The organism is Catenovulum agarivorans YM01 (genome assembly GCF_000281085.1).
GTDB classification, from domain to species: Bacteria; Pseudomonadota; Gammaproteobacteria; order Enterobacterales; family Alteromonadaceae; genus Catenovulum; species Catenovulum agarivorans.
Window position 1 is genome coordinate 35,679 of sequence record NZ_JH767523.1, and the last position, 13,171, is coordinate 48,849.

The following is a 13,171-nucleotide window of genomic DNA, read 5'->3' on the forward strand; positions in this document are numbered from 1 at the left end:
ATGGTTAATACTGCGCAATAGCGCAATTTGACTACCAATTATTTAGGCGGCTGGAGGGCAAGATGGATTTACATAAAGCAACCACTATGGATCCAAATATTTTGTTGGGCATAGTTAATGATCAACTGCGTCATGAGTGTGAAGATTTACATAGTTTAGCTATGATGATGGAGGTAGATGAATTTACTTTAGAAGATAAGATGGCGCGTATTGGCTATCACTATGAAGCCGAATTAAATCAGTTTAGTCCAGATTTGTAAATTCAAGCTAGAGAAAGTCTGCTTTCTCTGCAGGAGTTAAGGATATTATGTTGATTTGGCGTATATTTTATATGCCAATCGGTATATTATTGCGCTATTGAAATATTTGAAAAGACTGTTTGGAATTCTATGCAATTAGTCATTGCACAAAGCAATTTTACTGTTGGCGCAATTGATAAAAACTGCCAACAAATTATCGCCGATGTAGAAAAGTCACCTGAAAACGCATTAGTCGTTTTTCCCGAACTGGCATTAACAGGTTATCCACCAGAAGACTTGTTACTACGTCCTGACTTATACAAACGTTTAGATTTTGCACTTGAGCAAATTGCCGCTATTAGTCATGGCAAAGCTGTTGTTGTGGGCCATCCATTTCAAGAAAACGGTTTGATTTATAATGCCGCGAGTGTTTATGCTGATGGAAAATTGCTTGCTCGATATTTTAAACAAGCGCTACCAAACTATGGCGTGTTTGACGAGAAGCGTTATTTTGCTGCGGGTAGTCACGCGGTTAGCTTTGACTATCAAGGGAAAAGAATAGGTTTATTAATTTGTGAAGATTTATGGGATGACCAGCCAATTGCCCATTACGACGGCCTCAATATCGATGTTATTGTTTCACTTAACGCATCACCTTTTAATTTAGAAAAACAGCTAGAGCGCGAAGCGCTCATTAAAAAACGCGCGGTTAATCATAGTGTCGCGATAGTTTATGCAAACCAAGTATGCGGCCAAGATGAACTGGTGTTTGATGGTGCGTCATTTGTGGTCAACCGCAGTGGTGAGCTTGTTTGCCGTTTACATCAATGCCAAGAAGATTTCGCTGTATTAGATTTTGCCGATGCATTTACCCAAACGCGTATCGAAGTTTTAGCCGATTGTGAAGAAGCCGAAATTTATCAAGCTTTGGTATTGGCAACGCGCGATTACGTTAATAAAAATGGTTTTAAAGGTGCAGTGCTTGGTTTGTCTGGTGGGATAGATTCAGCTTTAACTTTGGCCGTGGCAGTTGACGCAATAGGTGCTGAACGAGTTCAAGCTGTTATGATGCCGTTTAAATACACAGCGCAAATGAGTGTAGAAGATGCAAAAGCGCAAGCTCAGGCTATGAATGTTGAGTTTGACATAGTGTCAATTGAACCTATGTTCGATGCTTTTATGCAAGCACTTGACCCTATGTTTTCAGGTACACAAAAAGATACAACTGAAGAAAACTTACAAGCGCGTAGTCGTGGTGTGATTTTAATGGCGCTGTCGAATAAAAAAGGTCGCATCGTCTTAACAACGGGCAATAAGTCAGAAATGGCTGTCGGTTATTGCACTTTATATGGTGATATGGCTGGTGGATTTGCTGTAATTAAAGATGTACCAAAAACAATGGTGTACAAATTAGCAAATTACCGCAATACTTTAGGTAAAGTGATACCTGAACGTGTTATTACGCGTCCTCCTTCTGCTGAGTTAGCACCGGATCAGGTTGACCAAGATAGTTTACCTCCATATGATGATCTAGACGCTATTCTAGAAGCCTATGTGGAGAATGATTTATCTATCGCTGATATTGTGTCATTAGGCTATGACGAAACAATTGTCAGAAAGGTTGTGCGTTTAGTGGATATTAACGAATACAAACGCCGCCAATCAGCGATTGGACCAAAAGTTACACAACGCAATTTTGGCAAAGATAGACGTTACCCAATAACGTCTGGTTTTGGCCGAGAGCACTAAAAATTTTAAGGGGATATAATTATGAAAAAAGTAGAAGCTATCATTAAACCTTTTAAGCTAGACGACGTGCGCGAAGCATTAGCTGAAATTGGTATTACCGGTATGACGGTAACCGAAGTTAAAGGTTTTGGCCGCCAAAAAGGGCACACTGAGTTGTATCGCGGTGCTGAATATAATGTCGACTTTTTACCTAAGGTGCGTTTGGATATAGTGTTAAGCGACGATGAAGTAGACCGTTGTTTAGAGACTATCGTTAAAGTTGCGCAAAGTGGCAAAATTGGTGACGGCAAAATATTCGTAACTAATGTTGAGCGTGTTATCCGTATCCGTACTGGCGAAGAAAACGAAGACGCTATCTAATTCGGAACTACATCATGTCATCACATAGTGCTGCGTTTATCGCCTTGGTGGACGACGCGCGCAGTCGCATCAAAGAAATTGATATTGAGACTTATCTTGAAATGAAACAAGCAGATGAGTCTTTAATTTTAGTTGATGTGCGCGAGCAAGATGAATGGCAAGCGGGTCATCTACCGAACGCCGTATATTTAGGCAAAGGTACTATCGAGCGCGATATTGAAGTTAAATTCCCAGATAAACAAACTAAACTTGTTTTGTATTGTGGTGGTGGATATAGATCAGCGCTCGCTGCAGATAACCTACAAAAAATGGGTTATCGCCAAGTCATCAATATGGATGGTGGTTTTCGCCGTTGGTGTTCGCTTAATCTGCCATTAGACAAATAGATATTAATATTTGTTAATATCTATTTTGCCAATAGCCCACCAAAACTCATCCGTATCCACCACCTCAATAATGCCACATAGTTGTTTAGCTAAGGCCTGTATTTTCTCAGCTTGATGTTTGTTATATCTAGCAATGTAATCGAGCTCTTCACTAATTTCATTGATTAAATTTTTAGCGCTAGGTTGAATATTTAAGCTAAATACTTTTAAACCATCATGGCTTACCGCTTTGCGAATAAACTGATTCTGCAGCCGCGGATTTGCCCCTGCTCGAGCCTGTTTAGTTATATCTACACGACCAGGGATTACATAAAAGGCTACTTCGTCTTCGATGGCTTCACCACTTTTCAAAAAACGTGTGATCGAGCGTAAAAATGGTGGGTTGCGTTTGTCGTCGTATATCAATTGAAATACAGACACATGCTGTTGCTGGATAGGAGATTGTAAGTCGGATAGGCTTGTTAGCTCTTGGGTTTTATAGTTAGAGGTTAATAAACGTGCAACATTAAATAGTTTTTTTGCAGAACGTGTTAAACCAAATGCAATAGCTGGGTAAAAGGTCATAAACGCAATGCAGAGGGCTTTTTGCAAAATAACAAATTTATCATAACTGTCATTAATCGATAATAAAGTACGATTCGTTTGTATCAATAAACCCATAAAAGCTCGAATATTATGGGCATTTTCGTCTTCGTAAACTCGCAAGTGCAAGGTTTGTGCTTTAGGATTTATCCCCACCACTTTATATAAAGCGTTGTGAATTGCATTTCGCTCCCCAAATTGTTCAAACTTGGGGACAGTTACGCTAATAACTTGTGTGACTTGAATTTGTTGCGCTGGATTGTCTATCTTGAGGCTCAAGCCATTGAGCGATAAATCTATTAATTTTCCAGAAATAGTGGTTTTTTGTTCTAAATTTACGATCTCTATAGAAGTTGTATAAAAATATCGATTCTCTTTGCGTGCGTCTTTTGGTTGCACGTCAAATTGACCTATATGATGATTTTTTATCGTTGGCGCTAAGTATGGTGTTAATGCTTTAACTTTGTCGCCAGTTAATTTGTAAGCTTTGTCTAGCTCTAGTGCAGTTTCTTGCTGGTTAAGTGGATATAGGCTAATTAACTGATTAATGTCTTTGAGTGGAGACAAAGCTCGGTCTGCTTTCGCCTGGTCGTCAAACCAACTAAATTTGATATCTTCTATTTCTTTTACCGCAATTTCGCGTTTTCGCAGCATTAATAATTGTAAAATGCCTTTTTGATTGGCAAATGCAACAAAGCTCGCGAGTTGTTTCTGTGCAATTAATTGGTTTAAGCTGGCGGCTAAAAACTGAATTTTTCCTTGTTGTTCAAACCTAATGACAGCTATGGCATTTGAATCAGCGGATAGATGCGGCCATAAACGCACCAGTATGCCATTTAACCGATTAAGATTGTTTTCATCAATAAAATAATCGTACAAAGTTTTGCTTTTGGGGTTAGTGAGTACGTAATTAAGCCGCTTTAATTGTTGCTGGTCTGTCCGTGCGAATACACTCATCCAATTGCTGGTATTAAGTAAATGTGCTTCTAATAAACGTGTTTCAGCTAAGTCTTTCGCATTGGTGATATCTACTTTATATTGAGCACGGTTGGCTAACACATACTTGTCTAAGAAGTGTGTCCACTCGTAATTATTTTCGCAAAGCTGCACACCAACTCGTTGGCAACCATCTTTATCAGGTGCTTGTGCTAAAAACTTAACTTGATAACCAGCTCTGGGTTGGCCGTTAAATTTAAATTGGCTGGTCATAGATGAAAAATCGATCTCAAATATTTCATCACGCTGTAGTGCAGCAAAAGGTTTGACTCTTAATAAACAACCACTGCGGGAAATATTTGAGGTGATAACTTCCAACGCTTGACCGTTTTGTCGGTATAAAGTGACAGGTTTGGCACAGTGTAACCGCTCTTCTAAGCGGCGGGTTGTACGGCCAAGTTCAGAAATATCGACTTCGAATTCGCGAATTTTTTGTTCGTAGGCATACTGTTTTTCAAACTGAGCATACAGTTTACCGTCGGTAACACGCTCGTACACACCTTCGGTGTATTGGTTTTCAAACTTTTCCACTTCGAGCAAAAAAATACGACGACCTATTTCATCTAAATAGAAACGTTTGCCTTGCCAAATAAATTCACTGATTGGATAGGCCGAATCTCGCGACATATCTATGCTGCGATCAAAAGGTTTAAACAGGCGGGCTAATTCCTGTTTAATTAAAAATTTTTTCTGCGTAGGTAGTTTAGTTGTAAGTGCTTCATAAGCTTTATCAAATCCAGGCTTTTGATAAAACTTAATCAGTTGTTCGATAATGTTCTGTAAAGTTTTGTCGATTTTTGTTGTTTTTGGCTGCATAACACACAGATATCTACATGCAATAGCAGAACATTAGCATAGCTAGCTTAATCTACCAAGGATAAGGCATGTGATACGTTCATTTTGTTACTTGATACTGACGCAAACAACTCAGTAGGAGAGGCTGCAAGTATATTATTGAGCAAGTGTTGTGCTTGCTGTGAGTTGATTGTTGAACTGTCACTTGTGCTTGTCGATTGCTGAACATTTGATGCGGAGTTTAATGTCGATTGTGCTGAAAAAGGATTTTGGTTAACTGAATTGATCATCTGATACCTCGTGCTCGTTATCATTTGTTTGGTTAGCTGCCAAAAAATTGGCAGTAAACTTTGCTTATAAGTAGATAATCAATTTCCATACCAATGTTGCGGCAGGCTTGTTGCAAACAAATAAATTTAACTGTGGTGTAAACTGATAATTCTGCTAACTTATATCTATAAGTAATTAAAAAACTGCTGTTTATTCTGCTAGATTTAGCTTATCTCGTATTTAAGACCAATTTTTTGAAGGTGCGCCTATATGTCAATTAAAACTGTTGCAGTTGTTTGTGGTACACATGGAAACGAGATTACCGGTGTGTACTTAATGAAAAAGTGGCAAAAAGCCCAGCAGCAGATCAGTCGCTCAACATTTTCGACTCAATTGTTGCAAGGTAATCCAAAAGCCTATGATATTAATCGCCGTTATGTTGATAAAGATTTGAATCGTCAGTTTGCCAGCAAAGATTTAGCAAACCCTGACTTAGCTTATTATGAAGCGTTACGTGCGAAGAGTATTAACCAAATTTTGGGTCCAAAAGGTAATCCTAAAACAGATTTGGTGATTGATTTACATACTACAACCAGCAATATGGGGCCTACCTTATTGATGCCGCAAAAAGGCGTGTTTTACTCGCGTTTGGCTGCTTATGTTAAAAGTAAAATGCCAGAGGCGGTAATTTTTTGTGATGAAGACCATAAAGCCAATGAAGATCATCATTTGTTGTGCACTATTGGTAAGTTCGGTGTAATTGTTGAGGTTGGTCCTGTTCCTCAATCAGTATTACGTCACGATGTATTTGAACAGAGTGAAACTTTAACCCAACATATTTTAGATTTTGTTGAGTTGTTCAATACGGATTCTGTGCCTGAGTTACCGACAGAAATTGAGGCCTTTAGATTTGTCAAAAGTTTAAAGTTACCAACTGATGAGAGTGGTGAGCGCATTGGCATGGTTCACAAACACATTCAAGACAGTGATTTTAAAGCGGTTAAACCGGGTGAGCCTTTGTTCCAGTTGTTTGATGGTGGCGTGATTAACTTAGACGGTGATGAGGCACTTTATACCGCTTTCGTAAATGAAGCTGCGTATTATGACAATAATTTGGCTACTTCCTTGATGCGAAAAATTACTTTACAGGTGGATTAAGCATTCAATCGCAACGAATAGCGAGTAAGTTGTGAGGGGGAGTTGGTTGGAAATGTTTTGAACAAAACGTTAACTCGGTAGGGATACCGTGTGAGAGCGCCCATGGACGGTTTACAGCGGTTTTGTGAAAAATATTCCAAGCAAGTAACCCTTCTTTGCCACAGGTCCCTCCGCGGTTTATTCCCTCCATTGTTTAAATTGTGCAATATAAAAAACTGGGCTGTAGGCTTCACTGCCGCTGCTAGTTCAGGTGCATTCAATCACACTCGAAGCTTAATTTTCTAAAGTCGCCGTGAATATGTCCATATAGGCTCCTCCCTGTCATCCATGGCATGGAGGCTTTATAAAATTAGCTTTCGAGTATGCTTTTTAAGCATTTGTATTGCTAGAACCCGTTTTGAGTAAACATTTATAAAAAATCAGCCGCTATTTTAAACTCAACAAATTCATCTGTACTTGGGTGGGTAAATCCTAAACTGTATGCATGTAGTCTCAGCCTGTTGGACATGGCTTTGATTTCTGCTGATGCGTAAAAATTATCGCCCAAAATTGTATGTCCCCAGTGATGCATATGTACTCTTAACTGGTGTGTTCGACCTGTTTCTGGCTTTAATAGAACAACTGCTGAATCAGTTTTGTGAATCAATACTTCAAAGTGAGTTACTGCGGCTTTGCCATCTTCTGATACTTTTTGTCTAGGCACATTGTTTTTATCTGGTGCTAGTGACCAGTTTAAACAACCGCTTTGTTGACTTGGGTTGCCAAAAACTTCAGCTAGGTAGCTTTTGCTAGTAGTACGCGCTTCAAATTGTTTTTTGAGATGAACTTCAGCTGCTTTGTGTAAAGCAAATGCCATGATTCCAGAGGTTTCACAGTCGAGCCTATGAACCAAAATAATAGAAGGAAAACAAGTCTTTAAGCGGCTTAGCGCACAGTCATGCGTTTCAACAGCGCGTCCAGGGTTGGATAACAAACCGGAAGCTTTATTGATAACAACAATATCATTGTCTTGATACAAAATATTTGGAACGCCAGCAGGCGGGTTATATATAAATTTTTCCATTCAGATTTTAACTTTGTTGCAGATTAACGTCAGATTTAAAGAATAATTTGTACAAGACAGGTACAACACCAAGTGTGAGTAATGTGCCTATTGCTAAGCCAAAAGCGAGTACGCAGGCTAAACCGTAAAATAACGGGTCTTTGGTTAGAATCAGTGGCATTAAACCTAAGATGGTTGTTACTGTGGTCATCAAAATAGGGCGTAACCTGCTGGTCGCCGCTTGAATGAGTGCTTGTTCAAGTGTTATATCTTGCGCGCGTAACAAGTCAATTTTGTCTATCAACACAATTGCATTATTGATGATAATGCCAGCTAAACTATATAAACCAAGTGAAACCATAAAACCAAATGGCGCTTGCATAACCAACAAACCAACGACAGCCCCGATAAAAGACAGTGGTATAGTTAAAATAATAATCAATGGTCGGCGGAATGAGTTAAATTGTATTACTAACAACAGTACCACAACAGCCAAGACAATCGGCATATTAGCGGCAAGTGATTTTTGTGCTTCAGCTGACTCTTTGATCACACCATCATATTCTATACTGTGGTGAATCGGTAAATCTTGCTGCAGCCTTTGAATTTTTTCATCAATTAACAGTTTTAAATCTTCAGCTGTCATCGATATATTTCGCGCTTCTACTGAGATGGTTTTAAAGAGGTTTTCTCTTTGAATACTAGCAAAGCTTACTGATGGTTCAAAATCAGCTATTTGTAAAAGCGGCACATAATGTTGCTGATTGCTTGCATAAACACTGGTTGTGCGCAGTCTATCTAAGGTATGGCGCTCTTGATGGTCTGCGCGATAAACGATAGGGATTATATTATCGTGATCTCGGTATTCAGTTAATTCAGCACCATCGAAATAACCTTGCAGCCTATTTGCGACATCAGCTGAGGTGACGCCTGCCTGGCGCGCTTTGTGTTGGTCAATCAAAACTTTAACCGAGGTAATTCTGCCTTGCCAATCGTCACGTATATCTATGGTGCCGTCTACACCAGCAAGAATCTGCTTTATTTTTTCAGCTGTTTGATAAATATACTCTGCATCTGGTCCTTTAACTTGAATTTTAATTTCGGAAGAATCTGATGGGCCCAAAAACATTTTATTCACTCGTGCACGCACCCACGGAAAGTTTTGTGCAAACCCTTGGCGTAAAGCTTGGATAGCAGCGTCAATTTTGTCCGCTGAATCATAGTTGAGCACAATAAATGCTTTGTTGGATGTTGGATCTATTGGTGTAAGCGACAAAACAAAACGTGGACCACCAAAACCAACATAAGCAGAATGGGTTGAGTAGGCTAAGTTTGATTTATTTTGTTCAAGCCACTGAAAAACATTTTGCAGTGCTTTGTCGGTCGCGTTCGCTGAAGCACTCGGCTCTAAATCTAAATAAACCAATACCTGTGGTCTATCTGAATCCGGAAAAAACTGTTTTTTAACGTCCGACATAGCAAGTGCAGACAAAAGTAATAAAGTAAATACAGCGAATATCAAAGACTTATTATAATTTAAACTGAGCCTTAATAATTTGCGGTAAAACTGCTGTAGCGAGGTTTTATTCGCCACTTTCTGCTTGGAGATTTTTAAGAGGTGATAACAAAGTAGCGGGGTTATCACAACCGCTAACAACCAACTGGTCAATAAACTGATTAAAATCACCAAGGATATTGAGCGTGTGTATTCGCCAGCAACATGCTGCGCGAGCATAAGTGGCAAAAAGAATAAAATGGTACTGATTGACGAGCTGAGTAAAGGAATCGCTAATTCCTTAGGTGTTTGCTCTAGCGCGTCAATGCGTGAATATCCTTGCTCTAAGCGACTTTTAAAGTCTTCAGCGATAACAATGCCATTATCAACTAACAAGCCGAGAGCAATTATGAGTGTAGCTAAACTCATTCGTTCTAAGTTTATGCCTGTAAAGCTCATAATCGCCAAGGTAATGAGCATAACTACAGGCACTATACTGCCAACGATTAGGCCTGTGCGTATACCTAAAAACAGCATGACCACAACCAAAACAATCAACAAGGTTTGTAACACGCTAACCGATACACCATAAACCGTTTTTTCAACTTGCTGCGCTTGAATAGTCGCTATATCTAAATTGTAGCCAATTGGCAGTGTTTGTTGAATTTGCTGAATATTATCAACTAGGCGAGGGGAGTACTCCAATACATTAAAACCAGACAGCATAGATATAGCTAATACAAGTGCAGGTTCACCATTGTAATAAACCTTGTTATACGGTGGGTCTATATAATCCAGCTTAACCTTGGCGATATCTTGCAAAACCATAGGTTGTTGTAAGTTTGGTAGACTAATAAGTGTATTTTTTATCGCTTCAATCGACGTGAAATTACCGCTGGGTTCAATTGTGATGCTACGTAACCCTGTGTCTATCGTACCGCCTGGTTGAATAATGTTTTGTGCTTGCAATTGACTTGCTAGATAATCAGGTGATACGCCAAATTGAGCTAGTTTTGCGTTGGTCACCTCGATAAAAATACGCTGTGGTTGAATGCCGAGTATTTCAATTTTTTTTGTGCCTGCTACAGCATACAAGGTGTCACGAATATGCTCGGCCATTTCTTTTTTATCCGCGAGCGAAAAACCATCCGCAGTCAGTGCCAGGGTGAGTATGGCAACGTCACCAAAATCATCATTGACGACAGAGGGGGTGGTACCTTGAGGTAACTTGTGCTGAACTTGACTGACCTTGTTGCGTAAATCTTGCCAAATGTTTTCTAGTTCAAAATATTTATCTGCTATTTCAACATGTATGATTGATATACCGGTTGATGAGGTCGAGCGAATTCTTTCAACTTGCGCGATTTGCCGAATAGATTCTTCTAGTTTTTTGGTGATTAACTCTTCTACGCGATTTGACGACATCCCAGGAAACTGTGTGGTGACAACAGCTTCCCTGATAGTGATTTCAGGATCTTCGCGTGCAGGCAAAGCAAAGTAGCTAACTAGACCATAAACAACTAACAAGCATAAAACGAGTAAAATTGGCTTCTGGTAGTTAAGTGCCAAACGACCTATGTTCATACGCCACCCAAGTTAGTTAAAGATATTTATTTGATTTTGCAGCAAGGTCACTTGTTGTCCGTCATTTAGAAAATGCACACCTGCAGTTGCGATAATTTCGCCAGATTGTAAACCTTGGGTGATCAATACTTGGTTTTCTATTATGTTTTCGGTAACCACAGGACGTTTTTCAAGCTTGTTAGATTGTGCATCAAATACAAATACAAAGTTTTGTTGATTGCTACCTGCCAGCACGGCCGATAGTGGTACTTTTACTGCATCACCTGATACATTGTTGCGTTCAGATGATAAATAAACAAATTCTACTTCCACAGACATACCAGCGCGTAAATCTTGGTGGCTTTGGTTAAACTGTAAAATAACTTTAAATGCATTAGCAGTTTCAGCGCGACTGGCAATTTCTTTGACACTGGCGTTCAGTTGGCTAGCTTTAGTCACTTGGCTGGATACTTTACATATCTGGCCAAGAGAGATGTGTTTAATCATAATTTCGGGGACAAACACCTCAATCTCAAAACCATGCGTGCCCTCAACTTCAAACACAGTCTGTCCGCTGGCGACTTGCTGAGAAGGCTCTGCAAACTGTTTACTGATATGACCATCGTAAGGTGCAAGTAGCTGGGTATCCGCTAAATTCTTTTGCGCTATTTTCACTTGAGTAGTTGCGACTTCAAGGGTGGAACGTGCCGATTGTGCTTGTGATTTAGCATTATCGAACTGTGATTTAGATACAAGTTGTTGTTCTAACAATTGCTGAAAGCGCAAATATTCAGCTTGTCGTTCGGAATATAAAGCTTGTGCACGTTTGACTTCGCCTTGTGCTGCTTGCAACGCCAATTGATAGTTGCTGCTGTCAAGTTGTGCGAGTAATTGTCCAGCATAAATAACATCGCCTAATTTGACGTGTATGTTTTGAATTTTCCCACCTACCTGAAAACTGAGAGGGGCTGTTTCGGCAGGCACTATGTTACCGGGTAAATTGCGGATTTGTTGAATGGGTTCTAGCGCTACTTTTTGCCAAGCAATTGCCCGAATCGGAGGTTGTTTGACGAGCTGTGGTTCAGAACAAGCGGAGATAACAATTAATGTAAAAATACAGCAAACACTTTTAATTGAGTACATAAGCCTCTCCGCTTTGTTTTATGTTAGTTTATTCACCTTCCACGTGGCTACTGCGATTTACGTAACAACCTAATTCAGTGTAGTCAGAAACACTCGGTTTTAGTGCTTTAATTGCCAACTGCATCGCTTCTGACTGTAAGTTTTCGGTAACATCAATATAAAACATTTCTTCCCACGGACGGCCTTTAATTGGGCGAGATTCAATCTTACACATACTAATCTTGTATTCTTTAAAGATAAGCAAAGCGTCAACTAAAGCCCCTGGGCGTTGCCCAACCGACAATATCAGAGACGTTTTTGCAGCGCAGGTTAGTGGGACACTTACTGGCTCGCGTGCGACTACAATAAAACGTGTCTGGTTGTCTTTTTGATTGGCAACATCGGCACGGATAGATTGTAAACCATAATGTTTACCCGCTTCAGCACTGCCTAATACAGCGACAGCTGGATCATTTAGTTTTTTAACTTCTGATAAAGCGGTAGAAGTGCTATCTGAAACTACAATCTCGACGTCGGACAACTCATTTAAAAAGTCACTACATTGAGCTATTGGCTGGTGGTGACCATAAATGGTTTTTATTTGTGACAAGTCGGTTTCACACGCAACCAAGAGGTTGTGTTTTACTGGAATATATAGCTCATCGATAATCTTAAGGCGGGTCGTTTGTAATAAATCATAAACTTCATTAATACTGCCAGACGAAGTATTTTCGATAGGTAAAACACCTATATCTGCATCTTTATCTTCAACGGCGGCAAAAATGTCGTCGAAACTTTTACAGCCAACATCAATTAACCCACCGTTAAGCCCAGTTAAATATTTTTCTACTGCTGAATGACTGTATGAACCTTTAGTGCCCAAGTAAGCAACTTTATACTCAGCGCTTTTCATACTTGGGTTATTCAACTGCATTAAATAGTCTTGCTGTAATTCAACTGAATCTTCAATAATGGTGCGGTATACACTATGAATATAGTCGCTTTTTAAACCCAACTTTTTACCTTTGGCTGACAGGTTTTGTAGTAACAGGGTTTCACGGTAGCTATCACGTACCGGCTTTTGGTCTTGCACCTTGCTTTTTACAACTTGAATACTTAGGTCTCTTCGTTTAGCCAATAAAGATAAAAGTTGCTCATCTAGGCTAGTAATCTCGACTCTAACTTTGTCTAAATCTATTTTTTCCATGGGTTGAATGTACAAAAATTGATAATCGCTGGGGGAAATTCCGCTAACTATAGCGAATTAACGCGATTTAATAAAATAATTCTTTATGCTAGCGCGAGTCTAGTTATCAATAATTCTTAATCCTTTATCTATTTGTTTGTGTGAGAAAATGCTTACACAAAGCATTATTTAAAAAATATGAACAAAAATTTAAACAATTTGGTCTTT

General features: G+C 39.4%; 11 protein-coding genes. 5 read left to right on the top strand and 6 right to left on the bottom strand.

The features are described 5' to 3' along the window. Positions 1–62: 62 nt before the first annotated feature. From WSC_RS0104770 to WSC_RS0104785, 4 genes are all read left to right on the top strand, one after another. Positions 63–260: a DUF4250 domain-containing protein gene (locus WSC_RS0104770; protein ID WP_016954770.1), complete on the top strand. Its 198-nt coding sequence runs from the start codon at positions 63–65 to the stop codon at positions 258–260. A 129-nt stretch (positions 261–389) separates the two neighbouring features. Then, the gene (locus WSC_RS0104775) at positions 390–1,988 is read left to right on the top strand and encodes an NAD+ synthase (protein WP_016954771.1); all 1,599 of its coding nucleotides are present in this window, start codon (positions 390–392) and stop codon (positions 1,986–1,988) included. A gap of 21 nt (positions 1,989–2,009) precedes the next feature. Further along, entirely contained in the window at positions 2,010–2,348 is a 339-nt protein-coding gene (glnB, locus tag WSC_RS0104780; RefSeq protein ID WP_016954772.1) for a nitrogen regulatory protein P-II, read from the top strand. A gap of 14 nt (positions 2,349–2,362) precedes the next feature. Then, positions 2,363–2,734: a rhodanese-like domain-containing protein gene (locus WSC_RS0104785; protein ID WP_016954773.1), complete on the top strand. Its 372-nt coding sequence runs from the start codon at positions 2,363–2,365 to the stop codon at positions 2,732–2,734. A gap of 3 nt (positions 2,735–2,737) precedes the next feature. On the opposite strand, the gene WSC_RS0104790 is transcribed toward WSC_RS0104785, so the two are convergent. Together WSC_RS0104790 and WSC_RS0104795 are read right to left on the bottom strand one after the other, a co-directional pair. Beyond that, positions 2,738–5,128 (bottom strand): PilZ domain-containing protein, encoded by a 2,391-nt coding sequence (locus tag WSC_RS0104790; RefSeq protein WP_016954774.1) that lies wholly within the window; start codon positions 5,126–5,128, stop codon positions 2,738–2,740. A gap of 47 nt (positions 5,129–5,175) precedes the next feature. Continuing rightward, positions 5,176–5,397, bottom strand: a complete 222-nt coding sequence (locus WSC_RS0104795; RefSeq protein WP_016954775.1) for a hypothetical protein — start codon at positions 5,395–5,397, stop codon at positions 5,176–5,178. 250 nt (positions 5,398–5,647) lie between these two features. Here WSC_RS0104795 and WSC_RS0104800 point away from each other — a divergent pair, with 250 nt between their 5' ends. Further along, the gene (locus WSC_RS0104800) at positions 5,648–6,535 is read left to right on the top strand and encodes an aspartoacylase (protein WP_016954776.1); all 888 of its coding nucleotides are present in this window, start codon (positions 5,648–5,650) and stop codon (positions 6,533–6,535) included. A gap of 409 nt (positions 6,536–6,944) precedes the next feature. Here the strand turns inward: WSC_RS0104800 and WSC_RS0104805 are convergent, their stop codons facing one another. From WSC_RS0104805 to pheA, 4 genes are read right to left on the bottom strand one after another with little or no spacing between them, the layout of a single operon-like run. Further along, positions 6,945–7,598, bottom strand: a complete 654-nt coding sequence (locus WSC_RS0104805; RefSeq protein WP_016954777.1) for a pseudouridine synthase — start codon at positions 7,596–7,598, stop codon at positions 6,945–6,947. A gap of 7 nt (positions 7,599–7,605) precedes the next feature. Next, complete coding sequence (locus WSC_RS0104810) at positions 7,606–10,656, bottom strand: efflux RND transporter permease subunit (protein WP_016954778.1); 3,051 nt, start codon at positions 10,654–10,656, stop codon at positions 7,606–7,608. A gap of 12 nt (positions 10,657–10,668) precedes the next feature. Further along, complete coding sequence (locus WSC_RS0104815) at positions 10,669–11,778, bottom strand: efflux RND transporter periplasmic adaptor subunit (RefSeq protein ID WP_016954779.1); 1,110 nt, start codon at positions 11,776–11,778, stop codon at positions 10,669–10,671. A gap of 28 nt (positions 11,779–11,806) precedes the next feature. Continuing rightward, on the bottom strand, positions 11,807–12,964 hold the full coding sequence (gene pheA, locus WSC_RS0104820) for a prephenate dehydratase (protein ID WP_016954780.1): 1,158 nt from the start codon (positions 12,962–12,964) through the stop codon (positions 11,807–11,809). Positions 12,965–13,171: the final 207 nt, after the last annotated feature.

Excerpts from the sequence above, each read along its gene's own strand:
- WSC_RS0104770 (WP_016954770.1), top strand. The coding sequence starts at position 63 with ATGGATTTACATAAAGCAACCACTATGGATCCAAATATTTTGTTGGGC.
- WSC_RS0104775 (WP_016954771.1), top strand. The coding sequence starts at position 390 with ATGCAATTAGTCATTGCACAAAGCAATTTTACTGTTGGCGCAATTGAT.
- glnB (WP_016954772.1), top strand. The coding sequence starts at position 2,010 with ATGAAAAAAGTAGAAGCTATCATTAAACCTTTTAAGCTAGACGACGTG.
- WSC_RS0104785 (WP_016954773.1), top strand. The coding sequence starts at position 2,363 with ATGTCATCACATAGTGCTGCGTTTATCGCCTTGGTGGACGACGCGCGC.
- WSC_RS0104790 (WP_016954774.1), bottom strand. The coding sequence starts at position 5,128 with ATGCAGCCAAAAACAACAAAAATCGACAAAACTTTACAGAACATTATC.
- WSC_RS0104795 (WP_016954775.1), bottom strand. The coding sequence starts at position 5,397 with ATGATCAATTCAGTTAACCAAAATCCTTTTTCAGCACAATCGACATTA.
- WSC_RS0104800 (WP_016954776.1), top strand. The coding sequence starts at position 5,648 with ATGTCAATTAAAACTGTTGCAGTTGTTTGTGGTACACATGGAAACGAG.
- WSC_RS0104805 (WP_016954777.1), bottom strand. The coding sequence starts at position 7,598 with ATGGAAAAATTTATATATAACCCGCCTGCTGGCGTTCCAAATATTTTG.
- WSC_RS0104810 (WP_016954778.1), bottom strand. The coding sequence starts at position 10,656 with ATGAACATAGGTCGTTTGGCACTTAACTACCAGAAGCCAATTTTACTC.
- WSC_RS0104815 (WP_016954779.1), bottom strand. The coding sequence starts at position 11,778 with ATGTACTCAATTAAAAGTGTTTGCTGTATTTTTACATTAATTGTTATC.
- pheA (WP_016954780.1), bottom strand. The coding sequence starts at position 12,964 with ATGGAAAAAATAGATTTAGACAAAGTTAGAGTCGAGATTACTAGCCTA.